The 26,443-nt window shown below is 68.3% G+C and carries 21 protein-coding genes; 17 read left to right on the top strand and 4 right to left on the bottom strand.

Features of this window, described 5'->3' with window-relative positions:
• Window positions 1-138: 138 nt before the first annotated feature.
• Together QZM15_RS18215 and QZM15_RS18220 are read right to left on the bottom strand one after the other, a co-directional pair.
• Window positions 139-1,065 (bottom strand): glyoxylate/hydroxypyruvate reductase A, encoded by a 927-nt coding sequence (locus QZM15_RS18215; protein ID WP_059637512.1) that lies wholly within the window; start codon window positions 1,063-1,065, stop codon window positions 139-141.
• An 11-nt stretch (window positions 1,066-1,076) separates the two neighbouring features.
• Window positions 1,077-1,937, bottom strand: a complete 861-nt coding sequence (locus tag QZM15_RS18220; RefSeq protein ID WP_099318485.1) for a GNAT family N-acetyltransferase — start codon at window positions 1,935-1,937, stop codon at window positions 1,077-1,079.
• 466 nt (window positions 1,938-2,403) lie between these two features.
• Between QZM15_RS18220 and QZM15_RS18225 the strand changes: the two genes are divergently transcribed.
• From QZM15_RS18225 to QZM15_RS18290, 14 genes are all read left to right on the top strand, one after another.
• Window positions 2,404-3,072, top strand: a complete 669-nt coding sequence (locus QZM15_RS18225) for a haloacid dehalogenase type II (RefSeq protein ID WP_059577915.1) — start codon at window positions 2,404-2,406, stop codon at window positions 3,070-3,072.
• Between the two features lie 187 nt (window positions 3,073-3,259).
• The gene (locus QZM15_RS18230) at window positions 3,260-4,798 is read left to right on the top strand and encodes a methyl-accepting chemotaxis protein (RefSeq protein ID WP_059577918.1); all 1,539 of its coding nucleotides are present in this window, start codon (window positions 3,260-3,262) and stop codon (window positions 4,796-4,798) included.
• A 681-nt stretch (window positions 4,799-5,479) separates the two neighbouring features.
• Window positions 5,480-7,060 (top strand): ABC transporter substrate-binding protein, encoded by a 1,581-nt coding sequence (locus QZM15_RS18235; RefSeq protein ID WP_059577926.1) that lies wholly within the window; start codon window positions 5,480-5,482, stop codon window positions 7,058-7,060.
• Window positions 7,061-7,139: 79 nt separating this feature from the next.
• A complete protein-coding gene (locus tag QZM15_RS18240) occupies window positions 7,140-8,093 on the top strand; it encodes an ABC transporter permease (protein ID WP_302106961.1) in 954 nt (317 codons plus the stop codon).
• Between the two features lie 30 nt (window positions 8,094-8,123).
• The gene (locus tag QZM15_RS18245) at window positions 8,124-9,080 is read left to right on the top strand and encodes an ABC transporter permease (RefSeq protein ID WP_059637497.1); all 957 of its coding nucleotides are present in this window, start codon (window positions 8,124-8,126) and stop codon (window positions 9,078-9,080) included.
• Window positions 9,080-10,954 (top strand): ABC transporter ATP-binding protein, encoded by a 1,875-nt coding sequence (locus QZM15_RS18250; RefSeq protein ID WP_060011035.1) that lies wholly within the window; start codon window positions 9,080-9,082, stop codon window positions 10,952-10,954. The genes QZM15_RS18245 and QZM15_RS18250 overlap by 1 nt, the downstream gene beginning before the upstream one ends.
• Window positions 10,955-11,093: 139 nt before the next feature.
• On the top strand, window positions 11,094-12,428 hold the full coding sequence (locus tag QZM15_RS18255; RefSeq protein ID WP_089466187.1) for an FAD-binding oxidoreductase: 1,335 nt from the start codon (window positions 11,094-11,096) through the stop codon (window positions 12,426-12,428).
• Between the two features lie 24 nt (window positions 12,429-12,452).
• Window positions 12,453-12,884 carry a helix-turn-helix domain-containing protein gene (locus QZM15_RS18260; RefSeq protein ID WP_060310348.1) on the top strand — a complete coding sequence of 144 codons (432 nt, stop codon included), beginning with the start codon at window positions 12,453-12,455 and terminating at the stop codon, window positions 12,882-12,884.
• A 120-nt stretch (window positions 12,885-13,004) separates the two neighbouring features.
• Window positions 13,005-13,739 (top strand): cupin domain-containing protein, encoded by a 735-nt coding sequence (locus QZM15_RS18265; protein WP_124657450.1) that lies wholly within the window; start codon window positions 13,005-13,007, stop codon window positions 13,737-13,739.
• Between the two features lie 2 nt (window positions 13,740-13,741).
• Window positions 13,742-15,067, top strand: a complete 1,326-nt coding sequence (locus tag QZM15_RS18270) for an FAD-binding oxidoreductase (protein ID WP_059577943.1) — start codon at window positions 13,742-13,744, stop codon at window positions 15,065-15,067.
• A gap of 111 nt (window positions 15,068-15,178) precedes the next feature.
• Window positions 15,179-16,456, top strand: a complete 1,278-nt coding sequence (locus tag QZM15_RS18275) for an FAD-binding oxidoreductase (RefSeq protein ID WP_302106962.1) — start codon at window positions 15,179-15,181, stop codon at window positions 16,454-16,456.
• Entirely contained in the window at window positions 16,453-17,910 is a 1,458-nt protein-coding gene (locus QZM15_RS18280; RefSeq protein ID WP_302106963.1) for an aldehyde dehydrogenase family protein, read from the top strand. The genes QZM15_RS18275 and QZM15_RS18280 overlap by 4 nt, the downstream gene beginning before the upstream one ends.
• 69 nt (window positions 17,911-17,979) lie before the next feature.
• Window positions 17,980-19,167 carry a M20 aminoacylase family protein gene (locus tag QZM15_RS18285; RefSeq protein WP_302106964.1) on the top strand — a complete coding sequence of 396 codons (1,188 nt, stop codon included), beginning with the start codon at window positions 17,980-17,982 and terminating at the stop codon, window positions 19,165-19,167.
• Between the two features lie 194 nt (window positions 19,168-19,361).
• A complete protein-coding gene (locus tag QZM15_RS18290; RefSeq protein ID WP_060310353.1) occupies window positions 19,362-20,264 on the top strand; it encodes a GNAT family N-acetyltransferase in 903 nt (300 codons plus the stop codon).
• 242 nt (window positions 20,265-20,506) lie between these two features.
• On the opposite strand, the gene QZM15_RS18295 is transcribed toward QZM15_RS18290, so the two are convergent.
• On the bottom strand, window positions 20,507-21,370 hold the full coding sequence (locus QZM15_RS18295; protein WP_302106965.1) for an SDR family oxidoreductase: 864 nt from the start codon (window positions 21,368-21,370) through the stop codon (window positions 20,507-20,509).
• A 110-nt stretch (window positions 21,371-21,480) separates the two neighbouring features.
• On the opposite strand from QZM15_RS18295, the gene QZM15_RS18300 reads away from it, so the two are divergent.
• A complete protein-coding gene (locus QZM15_RS18300) occupies window positions 21,481-22,380 on the top strand; it encodes a LysR family transcriptional regulator (RefSeq protein ID WP_060967027.1) in 900 nt (299 codons plus the stop codon).
• Window positions 22,381-22,463: 83 nt separating this feature from the next.
• Here the strand turns inward: QZM15_RS18300 and QZM15_RS18305 are convergent, their stop codons facing one another.
• Window positions 22,464-23,984 carry a diguanylate cyclase gene (locus QZM15_RS18305; RefSeq protein ID WP_302106966.1) on the bottom strand — a complete coding sequence of 507 codons (1,521 nt, stop codon included), beginning with the start codon at window positions 23,982-23,984 and terminating at the stop codon, window positions 22,464-22,466.
• A 297-nt stretch (window positions 23,985-24,281) separates the two neighbouring features.
• Here QZM15_RS18305 and QZM15_RS18310 point away from each other — a divergent pair, with 297 nt between their 5' ends.
• The gene (locus QZM15_RS18310; protein ID WP_060310357.1) at window positions 24,282-25,577 is read left to right on the top strand and encodes an MFS transporter; all 1,296 of its coding nucleotides are present in this window, start codon (window positions 24,282-24,284) and stop codon (window positions 25,575-25,577) included.
• 55 nt (window positions 25,578-25,632) lie between these two features.
• Window positions 25,633-26,424, top strand: a complete 792-nt coding sequence (locus tag QZM15_RS18315) for a substrate-binding domain-containing protein (RefSeq protein WP_060011045.1) — start codon at window positions 25,633-25,635, stop codon at window positions 26,422-26,424.
• Window positions 26,425-26,443: the final 19 nt, after the last annotated feature.

Below are 26,443 nucleotides of genomic sequence, written 5' to 3' on the forward strand. Positions count from 1 at the left end.
TCAGCGGTGAGTTCATGCTAACGGGCGAGAAATCCGCATGCGTCTTCAATTTGCGGCCCGAAACGTACGCACGCGGCGTTTGCACGGGGCGCTTCGGCATTTTCTGCTGCGCGCCCGGCGGGCCGGGCGCGCGTCGGGTCAATAGCCGCGCGCGCGATCGACGACGCCGATCATCGGCTGGCCCGCGCGATGGCGGGCGAGGTTCGCGAGCACCGCGTCGACCGCGGTGTCGGGCCGCGTCGCGCTGGCGATGTGCGGCGTGATGCGAATGCGCGGGTGCGTCCAGAACGGATGGCCGGCCGGCAGCGGTTCGGGATCCGTCACGTCGAGGATCGCGCTATCGAGGCGGCCGCTCGCGAGCGCCGCGAGCAGCGCCGCCGAATCCAGTTGCGGGCCGCGCCCGACCTGCACGAGCGACGCGCCGGCCGGCAACGCATCGAACACGCGCGCGCCGAGCAGGCCGCGCGTGCTGTCGGTCAGCGGCAGCAGGCAGATCAGGATGTCGGTGCGGGCGAGGAACGCGTCGAGCGCCGCGTCGCCCGCGTAGCAGTCGACGCCGTCGAGCGTGCGCGGGGTGCGGCTCCAGCCGGCGCACGGGAAACCGAAGCGCCGCAGCGTGTCGAGCACGGCCTGGCCGAGCGTGCCGAGCCCGAGCACGCCGACGCGCCGCGACGCGGCCGCGCGCACGGGATGCTCGCGCCACACCTGGTCGCGCTGCTGGGCCGCATAGTCGAACAGGTCGCGATGGATCGTCAGCACGGCCTGCGTCACGTATTCGACCATCCCTTCGACGATGCCCGGCTCGATCATCCGCACGACGGGGATGTGCGAAGGCACGCGCGACAGGTCGAACTGGTCGATGCCGGCGCCGACCGAGAACACGACTTCGAGGTTCGGCAGCAACGCGACGGGATCGTCCGGCGGCTGCCATGCGGCGAGATAGCGGACGGCTTCGGCGTCGCCGAGGTCCGGCCAGATCCGGAACGGCAGATCGGGCGCCTGTTGCGCGAAGCGCGCCGCCCACTGCGCGCCGCGCACCGGGTCGGCCTTGTAGAGAAAGCTCATCGTGCGTCCTGTCAACCGAGCGCCTGGTTCACGATCGCGTACGTGCGCAGCGCCGGGTCACGCGCGGGCGTTGCGCCGCGCGCCATCGCGACGACGGTGTCGACGCGCGGCAGCCCGAGCCCCTGCAGCCAGTCGGACAGCCCGCTGTCGCCCGGCACGTCGAGCCGCACGAACATGCCCTCGTTCAGCGCGAGCCAGTGGCTGATCAGCGCTTGCGCGCGCAGTGCATCGGGTGCGACCACCGGGCCGATCACGTGGCCGCGGCCGAACCGGCGGAACAGCGCGAAGCCGAGCAACTCGCCGTCGCGGTCGAGCGCGATCCCGTTCGCGACGTCGAGCAGCGCATCGATCACCGCGCCGCGTTCGTAGCCGGCGGCGCGCGACGCGAGCGCGGCGAGGCGCGGCCCGTCGTTGGTGCCGAGCGGGCGCAGGCGCTCGCCGGGCGGCAGCGAGATCAGCGGAGGCTGGAACGCGGCGCCCTGGTGCTGATCGATCGTATCGATCACGTCGAATCCGAATTTCGCGTACAGCGGCTCGCCCGCCGGCGTCGCATGCAGAAAGATGGTTCGCGTGTCGAGGCTGTCGACCACGCGGGTCATCAACTCGCGCCCGATGCCGCGGCCCTGGCGCTCGGGGGACACGATGACCATGCCGAGCGACGCGTGCGATTCGCCGAAGCGCCAGCCGAGCGCGGTGCCGACGACGCCGGTTTCGTCTTCGGCGACGAAGCCGCCGCCGAGCTGGAACACGAAGCGCCAGTCGTCGAGCCGGTGCGGCCACTTGACGGCCTCCGACAGACGATGCGCGGCTGGCAGGTCCGTTTCGGCGAACGGGCGATAGGTAAGCGTGCGGGAAGGATTGAGGTCGGACACGCCGGACTCCGGATGGGTGGAAATGACTCGTTCACTCTGCCAGCGCGGTGGCGGCGCGGATAGGACGATTCGCCTGTTTTCCGGCGCCGGCGGGCGCTGCCGCACGATCGACGCAAACCCGCGCGATCGGCGCGCACGAACGCGCGGATCGTGCCGGCGCGGCCGGTCGATCCGACCATTCGTGCTGTGGGAATGCCGCTACGATGAATACACGGCGGCAGTGCCGCCTGCCGAAGGGTCTCACCGGCAGGCGAGCCGGCCGCGGTGGCGCGGCGCCCATCGGCCGGCTCCGCGGCGTCCGCCGGATCGCACCGCAGATCGTGCTGCATGTGCCGCGCAACACGCGGCGATTCTGCGTTTTGAGCGGCGCCGAACGACGCGCGAACGACTTTTTGCCCTGATTCAATTTCGTACAACCCAGCCCGCCCCCGGCCCTGCCGGGGCTTCACACCGACAGGACGTCACCATGATCCAGTTTGAACCGAAGTACATCACCTTCGACTGCTACGGCACGCTGACCCATTTCCGGATGGCCGAGACGGCGCGCGAAATCTATGCGGACCGGCTGACGCCGGCCGCGATGGAGGCATTCGTGCGCGCGTTCGCCGCCTATCGGCTCGACGAGGTGCTCGGCGCGTGGAAGCCGTACCGCGACGTCGTCGTCAACGCGGTCCGCCGCACCTGCGCGCGGATCGGCGTGAAGTTCGACGAAGCCGAGGCCGAGCGCTTCTATCTGGCGGTGCCGACGTGGGGCCCGCACCCGGACGTGCCGGCCGGGCTGTCGCGGCTGGCGTCGAAGTACAAGCTCGTGATCCTGTCGAACGCGATGGACGAGCAGATCATGAGCAACGTCGACAAGCTCGGCGCACCGTTCCATGCCGTGTTCACCGCGCAGCAGGCGCAATCGTACAAGCCGCGGATGCAGGGCTTCGAATACATGTTCGACAAGCTCGGCTGCAAGCCGGAGGACGTGCTGCACGTGTCGTCGAGCCTGCGCTACGACCTGATGACGGCCGAGGATCTCGGGATCAAGCACAAGGCGTTCGTGAACCGCGGCCACGAGCCGGGCACGCCGTTCTACAACTATTACGAAGTGTCGGACATCGGCCATCTCGCGACGCAGCTCGGGCTGTAAGCCGCCGGCGCCGGCAGATCCATCGAACGCGCGACGGCACGCGGCCGCGATGCCGCCGAGGCCCGTCGCGTCTCGTCGCGCGTTCGTTCAGCGCACGAAGCGAGGGTAATTACCGATATTGAATCGTTCAAGGCCGGCCCGCCCGGGCCGATATATGTACCGAACGGTTAATATTGCGAGGCCCCGCATGAAGTTGTCCACGAAACTGCTGATGCTCGTCGTCGCGGCGCTGCTCGGCGTCGTTCTGCTCGCCGCGTTGTCGCTGCATACGCTGCGCGACGCGCTGATCGACAGCCGCCGCGAAGAGGTCGTCATTCTGCTGACCAAGGCCGAGCATCTGGTCGATTCGTATCGCGCGATGCAGACGAACGGCACGCTCACGCAGGAGCAGGCGCAGCAGCAGGCCAAGGCCGCATTGTCGGCGCTCAACGCGAATTCGAAGAGCTACTTCTGGGTCACGACGTCCGACGGCGTCAACCTCGTGCACCCGAACGCGAAATTCATCGGCACGCGCGCGAAAGGCAACCGCACGACCAGCGGCCTGACCGACAGCGAGGCGTACCGCGCGGGCATGGCGCAGGCGCATTTCGCGCTCGTCGACGTGCTGGTCAAGCGCAGCCCCGATGCGGACCTGGAGCCGAAACTCCAGGGCGTGGTCGCGATTCCGGACTGGAACTGGTGGATCGGCACGGGATTTTTCTACGACGACATCAATGCGGCGTTTACCCGGCTCGCGATGGTGCTGGGCGCCGTCGCGCTCGTCATCGCCGCGGCGCTCGCGGCCATCGCATGGGGCGTGCTGCGCAGCGTCAGACGTACGCTCGGCGGCGAGCCCGCGCATGCGACGCAGATCGCCGCCCGCATCGCCGCCGGCGAGCTGGACGTGCAGTTCGATACGGCGCACGCCGCGCCCGGCAGCCTGCTCGTCGCGCTCGGCGACATGAAGGCGCGGCTGACCGAGACCATCGCCGAAATCCAGACCACGACCCACTCGATCGCCACCGGCACCGGCGAGATCGCGCAAGGCAACCTGGATCTGTCGCAGCGCACGGAGCAGCAGGCCGCGTCGCTGCAGGAAACGGCCGCGAGCATGGAGCAGATCACGTCCACGGTCAAACAGAATGCCGACAACGCACGCCAGGCGAATGCGCTCGTGGCCCAGGCGAAGGATGCGACCGAACTCGGCGGCGCCGCCGTGCAGGCGGTCGTCGAAACGATGCGGCAGATTTCGGACGGATCGGTACGGATCGCCGACATTACCGTCGTCATCGAAAGCATCGCATTCCAGACCAACATTCTCGCGCTCAACGCCGCGGTGGAAGCCGCGCGGGCCGGCGAGGAGGGGCGCGGGTTCGCCGTCGTCGCATCGGAAGTCCGCTCGCTCGCGCAACGCAGCGCCGCGGCCGCGAAGGACATCAAGGGATTGATCGACGCGTCGGTCGAGCGGGCCGGCAGCGGCAGCCGGCTCGTCGAGACGGCCGGTGAGCGCATGACGGAGATCGTCCGCTCGATCGACCGGGTGGCCGACATCATGGGCGAGATTTCGGCGGCATCGGCCGAGCAAAGCACCGGCATCGAACAGATCGGGCTGGCGGTCGCGCAAATGGACGAAGTCACGCAGCAGAACGCCGCGCTCGTCGAGCAGGCGGCGGCCGCCGCCTCGTCGCTGGACGAGCAGGCCGCGCGCCTGCGGGCCGCCGTATCGGTATTCCGGCTGGCGGCCTGACGGCTTCGCGCCGTCCGCGGGTAGCCGGCGCATCTCCCGCCTCTCGTGCGCCGCGCCGGCGTGCGCGCCGACATGCCGGTGACGCACGCGCCGCGGCACGCGGGCGCGGCGCCTGACGGCTGCACGGACCCGGTTCCCGGGCAGTCCCGTCATCTTCCCGTCCTCTCCCAGCGCCGTTCAGATCGCGCGGCATTCTTCTGAACTTTCCTGCGCGACGTACCGTCGCGACCGCCACCGCCGACGCCCGTGCATGCGGCGATCTGCCGCAACGTGCCGCGCATTTCGACCGCGCTCGGCACGCGCACGCCCGTTCGACACAAACGTGCGGTTTGGGTGAGCCAAACGCGCGCCGGATGCCGAATGAGCAATTTTGTCGGCGCAATCTGCGGCGGCCGCGGCCTTACGATTTCCTGCATCGACACGGGTTCGGCAACCGCCGCGACACGCCGCCGGGCCAACGGCGACACGTGCGCGCACGCAGCAATTCATGCTGCGCGGGTGGCCCAAAACGGTCGATTCGTATCGTGCGGGCGGCCCGAATCGCGACAAACCGCATTTTGGCGATGCTTAAATGAATTGCATGTGTACGACGTCGCGCCCGCCACCAGCAAGCGGACGTAGCGGGATTGAACAACCACGCTGGACCCTTGGACCCACTTCCCACAGTCAGGAGCAGTTCGGATGAGCGACGATATCGACAATGACGGCAAGGGCGGCTTCACGCGCCGCGACATGATGAAGGTCATGGCGGCGAGCGGCATGATGGCCGTCGGCGGCGGGCTGCTGGTGGATGCGCAGCCGGCGTTCGCCGCGCCCGCGCCGAAGCGCGGCGGCAAGATCCGGGTCGCGAACGAATCCGGCTCGACGGCCGATACGCTCGACCCGGCCAAGGGCTCGACGGGCGCGGACTACACCCGCTTCTTCATGTTCTACAGCGGCCTCACGCAGCTCGACCAGAGCCTGACGCCGCAAATGAATCTCGCCGAATCGCTGCAGACGACCGACGCGAAGACCTGGATCATCAAGCTGCGCAAGGGCGTCACGTTCCACGACGGCAAGCCGGTCGGCCCGGCCGACGTGGTGTTTTCGCTGATGCGCCACAAGAATCCGGCCACCGCATCGAAGGTCAAGACGCTCGCCGAACAATTCGCGGATGCGAAGGCGACCGGCCCCGACGAAGTCACGTTGACGCTCGCGAGCGCGAACGCCGATCTGCCGGTGATCCTCGCGACGCCGCAGCTCGTGATCGTCAAGGACGGCACGACCGATTTCTCGACCGGTATCGGCTGCGGCCCGTACAAGCTGAAGTCGTTCAAGCCGGGCGTGTCGACCGTCGGCGTGCGCAACGACAGCTACTTCAAGCCGGGCAAGCCGTATCTCGACGAGATCGAGATGATCGGCATCAGCGACAGCGCCGCGCGCCTGAACGCGCTGCTGTCGGGCGACGTGCACCTGATCAACGCGATCGATCCGCGCTCGACGCAGCGGGTCGCGTCGACGCCGGGCTACGCGCTGAAGGAAACCAAGTCGGGCCTCTACACCGACCTGATCATGCGCAGCGACAACCCGATCGTCGCGAACCCCGATTTCGTCGAAGGGATGAAGTACCTGTTCGATCGCGAGCAGATCCGCTCGGCGGTGTTTCGCGGCTACTCGGTGATCGGCAACGATCAGCCGATTCCGCCGGGGCACCGCTACTTCAACGCGTCGCTGCCGCAGCGGCCGCACGATCCGGACAAGGCGAAATTCCTGCTCCGGAAGGCGGGCGCGCTCGGCGCGACGCTGCCGCCGATCTATGCGACGTCCGACGCGAACGGGTCGATCGAAATGGCCGTGCTGCTGCAGCAGGTCGGCCAGAAGATCGGTCTGAACCTGCAGGTCAACCGCGCGTCGCCCGACGGCTACTGGTCGAACCACTGGATGAAGCACCCGCTCACGTTCGGCAACATCAATCCGCGCTCGAGCGCCGACGTGCTGTTCACGCAATTCTTCAAGTCGGATGCGCCGTGGAACGAGTCGGGCTGGAAGAACGCGAAGTTCGACCAGCTGCTGCTCGCCGCGCGCTCGGAAACCGACGACGCGAAGCGCAAGCAGATGTACGGCGACATGCAGGTGATCGTGTCGCAGCAGGGCCGGGTCGGCATTCCGGCGTTCATCAGCTTCCTCGACGGCTACGACAAGCGGCTCGCGGGCCTCGGTTCGATCCCTACCGGGCCGATGATGGGCTTCACGTTCGCCGAGAACGTGTGGTGGAACGCATGACGTTGTGGCTGGCCGCCGTCGCGCGGCCGGTGCGGGCCACCGCGCCGGCCACGCGTGGTTTTTTCGGGAGTGCTGCACCATGAACCGAATCCTCATCGGGCTGATCGGCCGGCGCATCGCGGTCACCGCGCTGACGCTGCTGATCGTGTCCGCGATCATCTTCACGATCACGAACCTGCTGCCGGGCGACGCCGCGCAGGCCGCGCTCGGCCAGTCGGCGACGCCGGAGACGGTCGCCGCGCTGCGCCAGCAGTTCGGTCTCGACATGCCGGCGCACGTACGTTACGCGCACTGGCTCGCGGGGCTCGCGCACGGCGACTTCGGCCGGTCGCTGTCCGGCGACATGCCGGTGTCGGAGCTGATCGGCGGGCGCCTGCCGAAGTCGCTCACGCTGGCGGCGATCACGACCGCCGTGTCGGTGCCGATCGCGCTGCTGCTCGGCATCCTCGCGGCCGTCAAGCGCGAGTCGATGGTCGACCGCGTGATCAGCCTCGGCACGCTGTCGCTCGTCGCGACGCCGGAATTCCTGATCGCGACGGTCGCCGTGCTCGTGTTCGCGGTGAAGCTGCACTGGCTGTCCGCGCTGTCGTACAGCGGCCCGATCGAAAGCCTGCACGATTTCCTGCGTGCGTATGCGATGCCGGTGCTCACGCTGTGCGCGGTCGTGATCGCGCAGATGGCGCGGATGACGCGCGCCGCGGTGATCGAGCAACTGAGCGCGTCGTATGTCGAGATGGCCGTGTTGAAAGGCGCGAGTCCCGCGCGCGTCGTGCTGCGCCATGCGCTGCCGAACGCGATCGGCCCGATCGCCAATGCGATCGCGCTGAGCCTGTCGTATCTGCTCGGCGGCGTGATCGTCGTCGAGACGATCTTCAACTATCCGGGCCTCGCGAGCCTGATGGTCGACGCCGTCAGCAACCGCGATTTCCCGTTGGTCCAGGCGTGCACGCTGATCTTCTGCGTCGCTTACCTGACGCTCGTGCTGTTCGCCGACCTGTGCTCGATCGTGTCGAACCCGCGACTGCGCACCTGAGTGTTTCGTCTTCCTTCCGAGATGCCGCCCATGCAACCGATCGAACCCGTTCAACGCAGCAGCGCGCTGCCGCCATCCGGCGATCCGCCCCTGGGGCGGGGCGGCCTGCCGCCTGCCGCGCCTGCCCCCGACCAGCCGCGCAAGCGCCGCGCCGCGCGCATCGCCCTGACGACCGGCGGCCGCGTCGGCTTGTCGATGGCCGGCCTGATGCTGTTCGTCGCGCTGTTCGCGCCGCTGATTGCGCCGCATGACGTCGGCGCGATCGTCACGCCCGACGTGTTCGCGCCGTTCAGCGCGAAGCTGCCGTTCGGCTCCGACTTCCTCGGCCGCGACATGCTGAGCCGGATCCTGTACGGCACGCGGCTGACCGTGCTGCTCGCGCTGGCCGCGGTGCTGCTCGCCGCGGTGACCGGCACGACGCTCGGGCTGCTCGCGACCGTGTCGGGCCGCGCGGTCGACGAGACGATGAGCCGGCTGCTCGACGCGCTCACGTCGATTCCGTCGAAGATGTTCGCGCTGATGTTCGTCGCCGCGTTCGGCTCGTCGCTGCCGCTGCTGATCCTTACCGCCGCGGTCAGCTACATGCCGGGCTCGTACCGGATCGCGCGCGCGCTCGCCGTCAACATCAGCACGCTCGAATTCGTGCAGGTGGCCAGGGCGCGCGGCGAAAGCGCGCTGTACATCGCGTGCGTGGAGATGCTGCCGAACATGATCCACCCGATGCTGGCGGACACCGGGCTGCGTTTCACGTTCGTCGTGCTGCTGCTGAGCGGCCTGAGCTTTCTCGGGCTCGGCGTGCAGCCGCCGTATGCGGACCTGGGCTCGCTCGTGCGCGAGAACATCGCGAGCCTCGGCGACGGCTCGGCCGTCGCGATCATGCCCGCGGTCGCGATCGCGATCCTGACGGTGGGCGTCAACCTGTTGATCGACGGCCTGCCGCATCGCGGCCGCCGCAAGGGCGCGGCCGGCGCCGCCGGAGGACACTGATGCGACACGAATCGAACCCGCTCGTCGAGGTGCGCGGGCTGCGCGTGGTCGGCGGCCGGCCGGGCGGCGAGGAAACGACGATCGTCCACGGCGTCGATTTCGACATCGGGCGCGGCGAGGTGCTCGCGCTGATCGGCGAATCGGGCTCCGGCAAGACGACGATCGCGCTGTCGCTGATGGGCCATGCGCGCGCCGGATGCCGGATCGCCGGCGGCTCGGTCAAGCTCGACGGCACCGACGTGTGCACGCTTTCCGGACCGGCGCTGACCGCGCTGCGCGGCCGCAAGGTCGCGTATATCGCGCAGAGCGCGGCCGCCGCGTTCAACCCGTCGCGCACGATTCTCGATCAGGTGATCGAGAGCGCGCTGATCCACGGGACGATGACGAAGCGCGACGCGCAGGCGAAGGCGATCGAGCTGTTTCGCGCGCTCGCGCTGCCGGAGCCGGAGACGATCGGCAAGCGCTATCCGCACCAGGTATCGGGCGGGCAGTTGCAGCGGCTGATGGCCGCGATGGCGCTGATCACGGATCCGGAGCTGGTGATCCTCGACGAGCCGACCACCGCGCTCGACGTGACCACGCAGATCGACGTGCTGCAGGCGTTCAAGAACGTGATCCGGCGCTACGGGATGAGTGCGGTGTACGTGTCGCACGACCTGGCCGTGGTCGCACAGATGGCCGACCGGATCGTCGTGCTGAGCGATGGCGTGATCCGCGAGGCGGGCGCGACCGAACAGATCCTGCATGCGCCGGCGCACCCGTACACGCAGAGCCTGATCGCGGCGGTCACGCCGAACGATGCCGGACGCGATGCGCAGGCGCAGGCGCAAGCGCCGGCCGAGCCGGCGCCGCTGCTCGACGTGCGCGGCGCGATCGCCGGCTACGGCGGCCGCGCCGCGAACGGCTGGCCCGCGAAGGTGATCCTGCATGAAGTCGACCTGCGCATCGGGCGCGGGCAGACGGTCGGCGTGATCGGCGAATCGGGTTCCGGCAAGACGACGCTCGCGAAGGTGATCGCGGGCCTCGTGCCGGCGACCGGCGGCGAGATCCTGCTCGACGGCGAGCCGCTCGCCCGCGATATCGGCAAACGGACGAAGGAGCAGCATCGCCGCGTGCAGATCGTGTTCCAGAACGCCGATACCGCGCTCAACCCGGTGCATACCGTCGAGCGCACGCTCGCGCGGCCGCTCGCGTTCTATCACGGGATCAAGGGCGCGCGTGCACGCCAGCGCGTCGCGGAGCTGCTCGAGCTCGTGCGGCTGCCGCCGGCGGTCGCCTCGCGGCGTACCGGCGAACTGTCGGGCGGGCAGAAGCAGCGCGTGAACCTCGCGCGCGCGCTCGCGGCCGAGCCCGATCTGATCCTGTGCGACGAGGTCACGTCGGCGCTCGACACCGTCGTCGGCGCCGCGATCATCGATTTGTTGCGCGACCTGCAGGCGAAGCTCGGCGTGTCGTACGTGTTCATCACGCACGACATCGCGAAGGTGCGCGCGATCAGCGACGACATCGTCGTGCTGTATGCGGGCCACCGCGTGGAGACGGGCAGCCGCGACGCGCTGTGCGCGCCGCCTTATCACCCGTATTCGCACTTGCTGGTGTCGTCCGCGCCGGAGCTGCGCGCGGGCTGGCTCGACGATGCGGCCGAGCGTTGCCACCGGCCGCTGGTGTCGATCGGCGAGCGCGAGAACGAGGCCGAGCTGTGTCCGTTCCTGTCGCGCTGCGCGATGCGCGTGGACGGCGTGTGCAACCGGACGGCGCCGTCGCTGCGCACGCTCGGCAACGGCGCGCAGGTGCTGTGCCATCGCAGCGAGGAAGATCTCGCGCGCTTCCAGGCAGAGCCGATTCCCGCAGGTGTCACGCCGGTGCAGTTGTAGTGCGTGGCGCGCGAACCGTTCATCGCGCGGTGCGGTGAACGGCCCGCCGCATAGTCTGCCGCGGCGGTCGTGCAAAACGGCAATTTATACGCGTGCCGTGCGCGAATACGCGGCAACTGCGGTTTTTGACGGTGATTAAATGATTCTCATTGAACGGTCGCCGATCGTCGTTGCCGGCATGCACAAGAAGGATCCGATGAAACTGGAATCGTACTGGCTGGATACCCGCCCCGCGTTTCGCGACGCAAGCGTTGGCCCCGTCGAGGGGCGGGCCGACGTCGTCGTGATCGGCGGCGGTTTCACCGGCCTGTCGGCAGCGCTCGCGCTCGCGCAGCGCGGCGTCTCGGTGGTTGTGCTCGAAGCCGCGCAGGTCGCCGGCGAAGCATCCGGCCGCAACGGCGGCCAGTGCAATACGGGCGTCGCGCAGGATTACGCGTCGCTGGCCGCGCGCATCGGCGCCGCGCAGGCGAAGCAGTTTTATCTCGCGTACGAAAGCGCGGTGAAGAGCGTCGAGACGATCGTGACCGACCATGCGATCGACTGCGATTTCCGGCGCGCGGGCAAGCTGAAGCTCGCCGCGAAACCGCAGCACTTTGCTGGGCTCGCGAAGACGTTCGATGCGTTGCGGCGCGACGTCGATCCGGACATCGAACTGATCGAGCCGTCGCGGATCCGCGATGAAATCGCGTCCGACGGTTTCTACGGCGGGCTCCTGCAGCGCAACGGCGCGCAGATGCACATGGGCAAGTTCGGCGTCGGCCTCGCGCAGGCGGCCGTGCGGGCGGGCGCACGCGTGTACGAGCACGCGGCCGTCACGCAGATCGAGCGGCTCGACGGCGAGCGCCACACGATCACGTGCACGCGCGGCACGATCGTCGCCGACCGCGTGCTGGTCGCGACCGGCGCGTCGCAACATGGGCCGTTCGCGTGGTTCCGGCGCCGCATCGCGCCGGTCGGCAGCTTCATCGTCGTGACCGAGCCGCTACCCGACGCGCAGTTGAACCGGCTGTTTCCCCACCGCCGCGCGTACGTGACGTCGCGCCAGATCGGCAACTACTTCCGCGTGACGCCCGACAACCGGCTGCTGTTCGGCGGCCGCGCGCGTTTCGCGATGTCGAGCCCGCGCTCCGATGCGAAGAGCGGCGACGTCCTGCGCGCCGGCATGGCGGGCTATTTCCCCGAACTGGCCGGCGTGCGGCTCGACTACTGCTGGGGCGGCCTCGTCGACATCACCGCCGACCGGCTGCCGCGCGCGGGCCAGCACGACGGGCTCTATTACTCGATGGGCTACAGCGGCCACGGCGTGCAGATGTCGGTGCACATGGGCCGTGTGATGGCCGACGTGCTGTATGGCGCGGCCGCCTCGAACCCGTGGCGCGAGCTCGAATGGCCGGCGATACCCGGCCATTTCGGGCACGCGTGGTTTCTGCCGCTCGTCGGCGCGTATTACCGGATGCAGGATTTCCTGCATTGAAGCGAGCGCCCCGGAGAATCCGATATGACAGTGCAATTCATTGGCTCGCCTCGTGTCGCCCGGCCGGTCTCGCCGGCGATCGACGACGTGCTGCGCACGATCGACGCGTCGTTCGCGCAGCCGCTGAACCTGGACACGCTCGCGGCCGTGGCCGGGTTGAGCGTATCGCGTTTCACCGCGCGCTTTCGCAGCGAAACCGGGCTGTCGCCGCACCGGTATCTGTGTCTCGTGCGGGTACGCCGGGCGCAGGACCTGTTGCGCGCCGGTCTCGCGCCGTCGGTCGTCGCGACCGACGTCGGCTTCTTCGACCAGAGCCATCTGTGCCGGCATTTCCGGCGCGTGCTCGGGATCACGCCGCGCGATTACGTGGTCGCCCGAATGGGCGGCGCGCCGATGCGAACGCCATCGGCGCGCCTGCGCAGCGAACGCCGCGATGCGTCGTGTCACGCGGCGTAAGCCCCGGCATGGACGACATGCCTGGCTGAGGATTTTCCGGCAGAAGAGCCGGCGAACGACGATTTCCGATATCGCGTGACGGCGTTGAACCAGACCGCCACGCATTGCACAGGAGCAGAAATGACCGCAGCTTTCGTGTTGCACCGTGCCGACGGCGCACCTTCTTCCACCGCGTTTCGCCGGCAGGCGTTCGGCGCGAACGATCCGTTCGCGTCGCATCGCGAGATCGCGTGGGAAGGCCCCGACGCGATGGCTGCGGGACGCATCGGCTTCGTTGGCGAGCTGGACGTGTCGATCTTTCCGCACATCGAAACCCTCGTCGTCGTCCAGGGCGAGCTGACGCTCGAAGCGGCCGGGGCGGCTCCGCTGGTGCTCGGCCCGGGGCAAGGCGCCGTCATCGGCGGCGGCACGGCGCTGCGCATCGCCGCGCAATCGCCGGTGCTGCTGACGTTCTGCGCGGCAGCGTGCGAGACACCGACGAAACGCGGCCTCTTCGAGTTGCGCGCCGACGCGGACTTCAAGCCGTCCGCCACGCTGCCGGCCGAGGTGCTGCTGAGCCCCGCGCCGCAATGCCGCAGCGACAACGTGTTCACCGACGACGGCGCCGAATACTGCGCGGGCACGTGGGATTCGACGCCCTATCACCGGATCGTGCGGCCGCATCGCGCGAACGAGTTCATGTTCCTGCTGGACGGCGGCGTACGGTTCGCGGCGCCCGACGGCAGCGTGCTGTCGCTCGGCGCCGGCGATGCGCTGTTCGTGCCGCGCGGCGCGTCGATCGGGTGGGAAAGCAGCGAACGCGTGGCGAAGTTCTACGTGATGCAGAACGTCAAACCCTCCACCGAACGAGACTGAGCATGTCCCCTCCGCTGCGCCATATCGAAACCTTGTCCACGCCGCCGGCCGCGGCCGACGTCGTCGTGATCGGCGGCGGCATCATCGGCGTCTTCACCGCCTACTATCTGGCCCGCCGCGGGCTGTCGGTCGCGCTCGTCGAGAAAGGGCGCATCGGCGCCGAACAATCGAGCCGCAACTGGGGCTGGTGCCGGCAGCAGAACCGCGATGCGCGCGAGTTGCCGATGGCGAGCAAGAGCATCGATCTGTGGGAACGGTTCGCCGCCGAATCCGGAGAAGACACGGGCTTTCATCGCTGCGGGCTGCTGTATCTCAGCAACGACGAGGCCGAGCTGTCCCGCTGGGCCAGTTGGGGCGAATTCGCGAAGACTGCGGGTGTGACCACGTACATGCTCGACAGCAAGCAGGCCGCCGAGCGCGGACGGGCGACCGGGCGGCAGTGGAAGGGCGGCGTGTTCTCGCCGACCGACGGCACGGCCGACCCGGGCAAGGCCGCGCCGGCCGTGGCCGCCGCGCTGATGAAGCTGGGCGGCAGTGTCCATCAGTACTGCGCGGCGCGCGGCATCGAGCTCGAGGGCGGCCGCGTGGCCGGCGTCGTCACCGAGGCCGGCGTCATCAGGACGAGGACGGCCGTGATGGCCGGCGGCGCATGGGCGTCGTCGTTCTGCCGCCAGCTCGGCATCCGGTTTCCGCAGGCGTCGATCCGTCAGTCGATCCTGAGCGTGTCGCCCGTCGAAACGCCGCTGCCGGATGCGATGTACACGTCCGGCGTGTCGGTGACGCGCCGCAGCGACGGACGCTACGCGCTGGCGATCAGCGGCCGCGCGCGCGTGGACCCGACGCCGCAGTTCCTGCGTTTCGCGCCGCAATTCGTGCCGATGTTCGCGAAGCGCTGGCGCAACCTGCTGCCGGGCGGCCTCGAAGGCGTGCGCGGCGGCCATGAAACGTTGAAGCGCTGGCGCCTCGATGCGCCGACGCCGATGGAAGCGGTGCGCATTCTCGATCCGAAGCCCGACATGCCGACGGTCGCCGAAACCTACCGCCGCGCGGCCGAACTGCTGCCCGAACTGCGCGAAGCGACGATCACGCATGCATGGGCCGGCTTCGTCGACAGCACGCCGGACGGCGTGCCGGGCATCGGCGAAGTGCCGGGCGTGCCGGGGCTGATCCTCGCGGCGGGCTTTTCGGGGCACGGCTTCGGGATCGGGCCGGGCGCCGGGCACCTGATCGCCGATCTCGCATCCGGCGCGCAGCCGTTCGTGGACCCGACGCCGTACCGGCCCGGGCGGTTCAGCGAGTCCGCGTGGGGCAAGGTCGCGGATTTCTAGTACAAGGCCGTCGCGCCGGTCCGGATCGCACGCGCGACCGGGTCGGGGCGGCGAGCGTTCGCCGGCTCGTCAGCGCGCGTGTGATGCGATGCGACAGCTTGGGAGTTCCAGATGCGTTTCAGTTCCTACTGGCTCGATACGTCGGAGCCATTCGTGAGCCACACGCCGGCGTTGCCCGGCGGAAGTTGCGACGTGGTGGTGGTGGGCGGCGGCATCACCGGTTCGGCCGCCGCGCTGGCGCTGGCCAAAAAGGGCGCGCGCGTGATCGTCTGCGAGGCGGGCACCGTCGGGCAGGCGGCATCGGGACGCAACGGCGGCATGTGCAACAACGGCTTCGCGCAGGATTACGCGTCGCTGTCGCAGCGCATCGGCACGGAGCTCGCCAACCGGCTCTATCTCGCGTTCGACGCGGGCGTCGACACGGTCGAACGGCTGGTCAGGGAGGAGTCGATCGATTGCGATTTCGCGCGCCGCGGCAAGCTGAAGCTCGCGGCGAAACCCGAGCACTACGACAAGCTCGTGCGCAGCCAGGCGCTGCTCGCGGCGAGCGTGGACCCCGACACGCGCATGGTCACGAAGGCCGAACTGCGCGACGAGATCGGTTCGAACCGTTATCACGGCGGGCTGCTTTTCGGCAAGAGTGCCGGGATGCATGTCGGCCGTTACGTGCGCGGGCTGGCGAGCGCCGCGCAAACCCGCGGCGCGCATATTCTCGAGCACGCGCCGGTGCTCGGCCTGAAGCGGCAAGCAGGCGGCGCTTACGCGGTGCACACGCCGCTCGGCGAGATCCGCGCGCGCCAGGTGCTGCTCGCGAGCGGCATTTCGCAGGTCGGGCCGTTCGGGTGGATTCGCCGCAGGATCGTGCCGGTCGGTGCGTTCATCATCGTCACCGAGCCGTTGCCGAAGGATCTGCTCGACCGGTTGCTGCCGACGCGCCGGATGGTGACCGACACGAAGAACTTCGTCAATTTCTTTCGTGTCACGCCCGACAACCGGATCCTGTTCGGCGGGCGCGCGCGGTTTGCCGCGTCGAACCCGCATTCCGACGCAAAGAGCGGGGCGATCCTGCGGCAGCAGATGGCCGCCGTGTTTCCCGAATTGGCCGACGTGCGCATCGACTACTGCTGGGGCGGAATGGTCGACATGACGGCCAACCGGCTGCCGCGCGCGGGCGAGCGCGACGGCCTTTACTACTCGATGGGCTATAGCGGCCACGGCACGCACATGGCCACGCTGATGGGCACGCTGATGGCGGAGATCATGGACGGACGCGCGGAGCTGAACCCGTGGAAGGGTTTCGACTGGCCCGCGATTCCGGGCCACTTCGGCAAACCGTGGTTCTTGCCGTTCGTCGGCGCGTGGTATCGACTCAAGGACACTCTGCAATGAATTCCCCAGTTGTTCACCTGATGCAAGCCGGCAGGCTCGATCGCTTTTTCATCGACGGCGATTGGGTGCAGCCCGACGGCGGCGACCGGTTCGCGGTCGTCAGCCCGTCGACTGAAGACACGCTGTGCGAGATTCCGCTCGGCAGCGCGCGCGACGCCGACCGCGCGGTGCAGGCCGCGCGCCGCGCGTTCGAACGCTGGTCCGCGACGTCACCGCAGGAACGCGCGGCGCTGCTCGATCGTATCCATGCGTTGATGCTGGCGCGCGCCGAGCTGTTCGCCACGGCGCTCGCGCTGGAGATGGGCGCGCCGATCGGCTACGCACGCGGCGCGCATGTGCCGCTCGCGGCCGAACATATCCGCGTCGCACGCGACAACCTCGCGCGCTACCCGTTCGTCGAGCGGCGCGGGACGACCGCGGTCGCGCGCGAGCCGATCGGCGTGTGCGCGTTGATCACGCCGTGGAACTGGCCGATCTACCAGGTCACCGCGAAGGTCGGGCCGGCGCTCGCCGCAGGCTGCACGGTGGTGCTGAAACCGAGCGAGCTGTCGCCGCTCAGCGCGCTGCTGTTCGCGGAAGTGATTGCCGACGCGGGCGTGCCCGCCGGCGTATTCAACCTCGTGAGCGGCAGCGGCGAAACGGTGGGCGCCGCGCTTTCGTCGCATCCGGAAGTCGATATGGTGTCGATCACCGGTTCGACGCGCGCCGGCGTGCTCGTCGCGCAGGCGGCCGCGCCGACCGTCAAGCGCGTCGCGCAGGAGCTGGGCGGCAAGTCGCCGAACCTCGTGTTGCCGGATGCCGATTTGCAGCGCGCGGTGCCGCCGGGCGTCGCCGCCGCGTTCCGGAACATGGGCCAGTCGTGCAGCGCGCCGACCCGCATGATCGTGCCGCGCGACGCGCTCGGCGAGGTCGAGGCGCTGGCCGTCGCGACCGCGCAAACGCTCGTCGTCGGCGATCCGTTCGACGAGGCGACGACGCACGGGCCGCTCGCCAATCGCGCGCAATTCCGACGGGTCGCGCAGATGATCGACGTGGGCATCGACGAACGCGCGAAGCTGATCGCCGGCGGCCCCGGCCGGCCCGCGGGTTTCGACAAGGGCTTCTATGCGCGGCCGACGATTTTCTCCGACGTGCGCACCGACATGGCGATCGCGCAGCAGGAGATCTTCGGGCCGGTCCTCGCGATCCTGCCTTACGACACCGTCGACGAAGCGATCGCCATCGCGAACGACACCGTGTACGGGCTCGGCGCGCACGTGCAGGGCACCGACATGGAGCGGGTGCGCGCGGTGGCCGGACGGATCCGTGCGGGGCAGGTGCACCTGAACTATCCGGCATGGGATCCTCAAGCACCGTTCGGCGGATACAAGCAGTCCGGCAACGGCCGCGAGTACGGGATCGAAGGGATGGAGGAGTATATGGAAGTCAAGTCGATCGTCGGCTTTTACGATTGACGCAGCCGCTGCGCGCGATTCGCGCCGGCAGTACAGTGGGAAGCCCGTTACATTCCGAAGGTGCCGAAATTGGACAACCCCGTCATCTCCGACTCATCGCTGCAAACGCATCACGCGCACTGGGCGAAGCTGCGCCGCGACCTGCATGCGCATCCCGAGTTGCGATTCGAAGAACATCGGACGGCCGACGTCGTCGCCCGCGAGCTCGAGGCGCTCGGCTATGCGGTATCGCGCGGGCTGGGCGGCACGGGCGTGGTCGCGAGCCTGCCCGGTGCGGACCCGCGCCGCGGCATCGTGCTGCGCGCCGATCTGGACGCATTGCCGATTCACGAAGCCAACGACTTCGCGCATGCGTCGTGCACGCACGGGATCATGCATGCGTGCGGCCATGACGGTCATACCGTGATGTTGCTCGGCGCCGCACGCGTGCTGAAGACGCTGCCGCGGTTGCCCGGCACCGTCCATTTCGTGTTTCAGCCGGGCGAAGAGGGCGGCGCGGGCGCGCGCAGGATGATCGACGACGGCCTGTTCGAGCAATACCCGACGGAAGCGGTATTCGGCATGCACAACTGGCCGGGGTTGCCGGCCGGGCATTTCGGGTTGCGCACGGGCCCGATCATGGCCGCGGGCTCGCGCTTCAGGATCACGGTGACGGGCAAGGGCGCGCACGCGGCGCAGCCGCATCTGGGCATCGATCCGGTGCCGCTCGCATGCTCGATGGTGCTGCAGTGTCAGACCATCGCCGCGCGGCACAAGGATCCCGTCGACCCGGCGGTCATTTCCGTCTGCATGTTCCATGCGGGCACGACGGACAACGTGATTCCCGACACCGCCGAGCTGCGCGGCACGATCCGCACGCTGTCGTCGGCATTGCAGCAGAAGCTGCAGCACGACGTCCGGCTCGCGTGCGAAGGGCTCGCGGGCGCCTACGGCGCGCAGGTCGACGTGGAGTTTTTCCAGTACTACCCGGCGACGGTCAACACGCCGGCCGAGACGGCGCTGTGCGAAGCGGTGATTCGCGCTACGTTCGGCGACGAACGCCTGTCCGCCAACGTGCCGCCGAACATGACGTCCGAAGACTTCGGCTTCATGCTGGAGGAGCGGCCGGGCGCTTACGTGTTGATCGGCAATGCGCAGGACGGCACGAGCGCACCGGCGCTGCATCATCCGAAATACGACTTCAACGATGACATCATTCCGGCCGGCGTCCGGTACTGGGTCGCGCTGGCGCAGCATTATTTCACGCGATCGCCGTGATGCGTCGGAGTGGCGTTGACACCGGCTGAGTTTGGGTCGATCGGGCGTCAGTCCGGGAACGGCGTGCTTCCTGATCGTCGTGCACTCATGCCAGCCGGGGAGCGCCGTGCAATTTTTAGCCGCTTCGATGTCATCGCCGTGCATTTATATGATGTGCCGTGTCGCACAGCGACACTATTTGAAAGGATTGCTGAATGAACCACGAACATGAAGTGAAGGAGCACGGCGCGACGTCGGCGCTTCGCTACCGCAGATTCACAGCGGCGGACGTCCCCGCCGCCCATGCTCTTTCCATGGCGCTTCGCTGGCCGTTCCGGGCGGAAGACTGGCAGTTTTCCGCGGAAACGTCGGTCGCGTTCGCGGCCGAGGAAAACGGCGAGGTCATCGGCACGGCGATGTGCTGGAAGTACGGTGCGGATCGCGCGGCGATCGGGCATGTGATCGTCTCCGACGCGCATCAGGGCCGAGGCATCGGCCGCAAACTGATGGAAACGCTGCTCGACGAACTGGGGCCGCGCATCACGTTTCTGCACGCGACGCCGGCCGGTCGGCCGCTCTACGAGAAACTGGGGTTCACCGTGTGCGGGTCGCTGGGCCAATATCAGGGGAACGTCGATCGGCCTGCCGCCGTTGTCGTGCCCGACGGCGAGCGGCTGCGTGCCGGATCGCCGGCCGACTGGCCGCGCCTGGTCGAACTCGCCACGCGTGCGTCCGGCCTTGAGCGCGAGGCGCTGTTGTCCGCATTGCAGAAGCGGGGAGAAAGCGTCGTGCTCGAACGTGACGGCGAGGTCGTCGGGTTTTCGGTGCTGCGGCGCTTCGGTCGCGGTGACGTGATCGGTCCGGTGGTCGCGCCGCGTTCGAGCGACGATGCGCGTGCGAAGGCGCTGATCGGCTATTGGCTGACGAAACGAGACGGTGAATTCGTTCGTATCGATGTGCCTGACGGGAGCAGTTTGCCGGACTGGTTGAGCGAACAGGGACTGAAACAGGTGGATACCTGTTCGAAGATGGTTCGCAACGCGCCGGCCGCGGCGCACGAGGGCGCGGCCGACCCGATTTACGGACTGTACGGGCTCGTCAGTCAGGCGATGTTGTAGGCCATCGGCCGGATAGGCGATCGTGGCGGCAGGCGGGAACAACCGATTGTATCGACGCCGCCGCTTCGCTGCCCGACATCCGAATGCCGGGCCATCCGGTACGTGTTCCGCGCTGCCGCTGCGCGATCGCCGTCGCCGGCGGCGGCACGGCGATCGCGGCGAACCGGTCGCGCGCGATGCCGGTTCAACCGCCTGGCGACCGCCTGCACTCCCGCACGGAGCATGAAGGCGCGGCATCGCGTTCAACGCAGCAGCGCGGCCGCGAAGGCGCGATACGTCCGCAGCGGGCGGCCGAGGATCGCGGTCAGCCGCTCGACGTCGCCGGCCTCCGGCACCATCCCGTCGCTGACGTAGCGTTCGGCCATCAGCCGCATTTCGTACGCCATCCATTTCGGCATGAACTGCGCCAGATTGCGTTCGAACGGTGTCGGATCGTCGCCGCCATAGGCAACGGCGCGGCCCAGCGTGTCCGACCAGATCGATGCCAGTTGTTCGCCCGTCAGCGTGTCGGGCCCGACGAGGTTGATGGTCTCGAGCGGCAGCTTGCCCGGCGCGTCGTTGCGGCGGATCAGCTCGATCGCCGCGACTTCCGCGATGTCGCGCACGTCGACCATCGCGACGCCCTTGCCGCCGATCGGCATCGGGTAGACGCCGTGGCCGACGATCACGTCCTTGACCATCGATTCGTTGTCCATGAAATACGCAGGCCGCAGGATCGTCGCGCTGAAGCCCATTCGCTCGATCATCCGCTCCGCGCCGGACTTCACCGCGAAGTGCGGCACGTTCACGAAGCGGTCGGCGTGGAGCACCGACAGATAGACGACGCGCTCGATACCCGCTTCGCGGGCGAGGTTCAGCGCGATCAGCGCCTGCGTGAATTCGTCGCCCGCCACGCCGTTGAGCAGGAACAGCGTGCGGACGCCGGAGAGCGCCGTACGAAGCGCGTCGACGTCGAGCATGTCGCCCTGCATGACGGTCACGGCCGCCGGAAAATCGGCCTTGGCCGGATCGCGCACCAGCACGCGCACGTCGGCGCCGCGATCGACGAGTTGATGGACGACCTGGCGGCCCACGCGGCCGGTGGCGCCGGTAACGAGAATGGTCATGATGTTCGCTCCTGAGATAACGATAGGGTTGACTGCCCACGTAAGTTAAGTGATCCACATGCGATCCGGAAGATGTGATAAATAGACGTATCGTCTCACTGGTGGAACACATGGACCTGCTCGCACTCGCCGATTTCAATCTCGTCGCCCGCCATGGCAGCTTCGGGGAGGCCGCGCGGGTGGCCGATCGCCCGAAAGCGACGCTGTCGCGCCGCGTCGCGGAACTGGAGAACAGTCTGTCGCTGCGTCTGTTCGAGCGCGGCTCGCGCGGCGTGAAGCTCACGCAGGAAGGGCGCGCGCTCTACGAGCGGACAGGCGCGCTGCTCGCGGAACTCGCCGACAGCGCGTCGGCCATTGCAGCGGGAAGCGAACGGCCGCGTGGCCGGCTGCGCATCAGCGCACCGATGGTCTTTTCCCAGTTCGCGATGGGGCGGCTCGTGGCGACGTTCGCGCTGAAATACCCTGACGTCCGGCTGGAGGTGACGACCGAAGACCGGCCCGTCGACATGATCGAGGAGGGCTACGACCTCGTGATCCGCGTGAACCCGGCCGCTGACGAAAGCCTGATCGGGCGCGTGTTCCTGCGCGACCGGCTGGTCGTCGTCGCGCGGCCCGAGCTGGCGCGGCCGAGCGGCGACGCGCCCGCACCGGCCGTGGTTCGCGGCACAAGCGACGGCCCTGCGGCATGGGAGGTCGCGGGCCCGGACGGTACGGCGCGCATACCGGTCGAGCCCGTGGCGCGGCTGTCGTCGCTGAGCATGGTGCGCGATACGGTCCGCCTCGGCCTGGGCGCCGCGTGCCTGCCGGTGTCGCTCGTGAGCCGCGACCTGGCGGCCGGCACACTCGTCAGTTGGGGCGACGTGCCGGGGCCCGATATCGCGCTGTGGGCGTTGTATCCGTCCAGGCGATTATTGAGCGCGCGCGTTTCCGCGTTTCTCGATCACCTGAAGGAGGCGTTTCCTTCAGGCAAGCCGGAAGAACTGGCTGCGTATATCGAACCCGGGCAGTGAAACGGCCGCGGTCGCGGCAGCGCACGCGCGTCGCGATGTCGTGAGCCGGATGCCGGCGCCCTTTCGGAATCGAACCGGCGCTTTCACGCCGGCTGCGCGACCGGCTCCGCCTGCGCACGGCACACACGATTCCTGCCTTCGCGCTTCGCGCGATAGAGCGCCATGTCCGCCTGATGCGACAGCGCGTGCACGGAAGCGTGCCGCGCGCGCCGCCCAGTCGCACAGCCGATGCTGACGGTAAAGGGCGGCACCGCTTCCGCAAACCCGTCGAGCCGGTTGCGTTCCACCTCGCGGCGAATCGCCTCCGCGACCTGCGCGGCGCCGGTTTCGTCCGTATCGGGCAACACCGCGACGAATTCCTCGCCGCCGTAGCGCGCGGCCAGGTCGCCGCGCCGCCGCGTATGCGCGCGGATGCATTCGGCGAGAAAGCGCAGCGCGGTGTCGCCCACTGCGTGCCCATGCCGGTCGTTGTACTGCTTGAAGTGATCCGCGTCGATGAAGAGCAGCGAGAGACTGCCGTCGCCGCCCCGTTGCAGCCGCTCCCATTCGTCGGCCAGCGCGGTATCGAGCGCGCGGCGATTGTGCAGGCCCGTGAGCGGGTCGGTTCGAGTGAGCTCGGTCAGCAGCGTCTGCTTGCGAAGGTTGTCGCGCAATGCGAACGCCAGCAGCCAGACCACCGCGCAGAACAGCGTGCTGATCACGATGGCCGACACGCCGACCGTCCACGACAGGCGACGGATGCCGGCCAGCACGTCGTGTTCGGCCGGCGCGACGACCGCGATCAGCGGCGTGCCCGGTATCCGCTGGTATGTATACAGGCGCACGACGCCGTCGATGCTCGAATGCGCGGGATAGAAGCCCGATTCGCTGTTCACCATCCGCTTGAACGATTTCGAGCGACGCAGGAGATTCATCTGGCCGTCGTTCAATGACGGGTTTCTCGCGAGGATCGTGCCGTCCGCGCGCACGATCGCGCTGACGCCGTTCGGGCCGACGTCGAGCCGGGACAGGAGCTGCTCGAAGTAAGCGAGATCGATGGCGACGACCGCGATCCCGTCGAACGCATGATCGGGCCGCTCGATGCGCCGCGACAGCGCGATGGATTCCTTGCCGTCGCGCGAGCGTGCGCGATAGGGCTGGGACACGTAGAGCCCGACGTTGTCCGCATCGCGATGAACCTTGAAGTAGTCGCGATCGCCGAAGTCCCACTGCCGGGTCGCGCCGCAGCACCCGTCGATCAGCCGGCCGCGCCTGTCGGTCACGCCCATGCCGGTCACGTATTGCGCCGCGGTGCGCTCGAACAGCAGGTCGTGCCGCAACCCCGCGTCCATGCGCTGCACGGCCGGTTGGCCGAGATTGGCAGCCAGCGCGATCAGCGCGTTGTTCGACGTTTCGACCGTCCGCGCGATCTGGCTCGCGAGCACGGCCGCGACGTTGCGCGACGTCTCGTGCGCGTGCACGACGACTTCGCTGCGCGCGGCCCACAGCGTCACCGCGCTGATCCCGAGCGCCGCGAGCGACATCAGCGTGCCCAGCGCTCCGACGACGAGCGGGTGGCGTCCGGCCCAGTCGGCGATTTTCTCGATCGAAGTGAAGGCGGGCATGCTCGCGTGCGGTTTCCGATGCCGGCTGCAATTGCGCCGGGCAAATCCGGGTTAACGGCACGGGTAACGGAAAATCGAGGCCGACATGGCCGCCGGTGGACGGCCGCGGCATCGCGAGACGCGGCGGCGCGTGCGGCCACTCCCGGAGCGGTGGAGATTCCGGTCGATTGATAACCATATCGCATCAATCATTCCGAAAATCGCACTTATCGTTTCATCAATACCGCGCCAACATGCCGGAAAACGACAATCGACCCGCCCCTCCCGCGTATTCCAGGATTTTCAGGAGACACCCCGATGCATCCCTCGTCCAGCCTTCCGGCCGAACGTTCGAAGGCCGCCGCGATCTTTCGCGTCACGGCCGGCAATTTTCTCGAGCAGTTCGACTTCTTCCTGTTCGGCTTCTACGCCACGCAGATCGCCAACGTCTTCTTTCCCGCGCAAAGCGAATTCGCGTCGTTGATGATGACCTTCGCCGTGTTCGGCGCCGGCTTCCTGATGCGGCCGCTGGGCGCCATCGTGCTGGGCGCGTACATCGACGAGGTCGGCCGCCGCAAGGGCCTGATCGTCACGCTGTCCATCATGGCGAGCGGCACCATCCTGATCGCGTTCGTGCCGGGCTACGCGACGATCGGGCTGCTCGCGCCCGTGCTCGTGCTGATCGGCCGGCTGCTGCAGGGCTTCTCCGCGGGCGCCGAACTCGGCGGCGTATCGGTCTATCTCGCCGAGCTGGCGACGCCGGGCCGCAAGGGCTTCTTCACGAGCTGGCAATCGGCGAGCCAGCAGGTGGCGATCGTCGTTGCCGCGGGCCTCGGCTTCGCGCTCAATCAGTGGCTGAGCGCGGCGCAGATCGCCACCTGGGGATGGCGCGCGCCGTTCTTCGTCGGCTGCATGATCGTGCCGTTCATCTTCATGCTGCGCCGCAACCTGGAGGAAACCCGGGAATTCAAGGCGCGCAAGCATCGCCCGGGCATGAAGGAAGTGTTCGGCACGCTGGTCCAGAACTGGGGCGTCGTGATCGCCGGCATGATGCTGGTCGCGATGACCACCACGAGCTTCTACCTGATCACCGTCTATGCACCGACCTTCGGCAAGACGGTGCTGCATTTGAGCACCGCCGACAGCCTGCTCGTGACGCTCTGCGTCGGCGTGTCGAACTTCGTGTGGCTGCCGATCGGCGGGGCGCTGTCCGACCGGATCGGCCGCCGGCCGCTGCTGGTCGGCATGACGATGCTCGCCGTCGTGACCGCCTACCCGGCGCTGTCGTTCCTCGCTCACGCGCCGTCGTTCGCGAACATGCTGCTCGTCCTGCTCTGGCTGTCGTTCATGTACGGCATCTATAACGGTGCGATGGTCGTCGCGCTCACCGAAGTGATGCCGGTGCAGGTGCGCGTCGCGGGCTTCTCGCTCGCGTACAGCCTCGCGACGGCCGTGTTCGGCGGCTTCACGCCGGCCATTTCGACCGGGCTCATTCACATGACGGGCGACAAGGCCGCACCGGGCTACTGGATGAGCTTCGCCGCGGTGTGCGCGCTGCTCGCGACGTTCGCGCTCTATCGTCGCCGCGCGGCGACGTTGACGCCCGCGCATTGATGTCCCGCTCCTCCGGAACGTTCACTCGTACCCACGAATCCGCACGACCACGACCATGAGAAATCCGTTTCTGAAATTCTGCGCGACCGCGCTCGTCGCCACCGCGGCGGTGGCGGCCAACGTCCACAACGTACAGGCCGCCGAACTGCACGTGATGAGCTCGGGCGGCTTCACCGCCGCCTACAAGGTGCTCGGCCCGCGGTTCGCGTCCACGTCGGGCAACACGCTCGCGACCGCGCTCGGCCCGTCGATGGGCAAGTCGCCCGAAGCGATTCCGAACCGGCTCGCGCGCGGCGAGCCCGCCGACGCCGTCATCATGGTCGGCTACGCGCTGGACGATCTGATCAAGCAAGGCAAGGTCATCCCCGAATCCCGCGTCGAGCTCGCCGATTCGCGCATCGGCATGGTCGTGCGCGACGGCGCGGCGAAACCCGACATCAGCACCGCCGAAGGCCTCAAGCAGGTGCTGCTGCACGCGAAATCGATCGCCTATTCGGACAGCGCGAGCGGCGTGTACGTCGAGCGCGAGCTGTTCAGGAAGCTCGGCATCGAGGAGCAGGTGAAGTCGAAGGCGAAGATGATTCCGCGGATTCCGGTGGCGTCGGTCGTCGCGAACGGCGACTACGAAATCGGCTTCCAGCAGGTCAGCGAGCTGCTGCCCGTCAAGGGCGCGACCTTCGTCGGCAAGATTCCCGAATCGCTGCAGTCCGTCACGCGCTTCGCCGCAGGCATCCCGGTCGGCGCGCAGCACCCGCGGGAAGCGAAGGCGCTGCTCGACTATCTTGCGTCGCCCGACGTGCAGGCCGACGTGAAAGCGACCGGCCTGGATTCCGTTTCCGCACATTGAGCCCGATCGACGGAAGGCC

This window comes from Burkholderia sp. AU44665 (assembly GCF_030504405.1).
Taxonomy (GTDB): Bacteria; Pseudomonadota; Gammaproteobacteria; order Burkholderiales; family Burkholderiaceae; genus Burkholderia; species Burkholderia semiarida.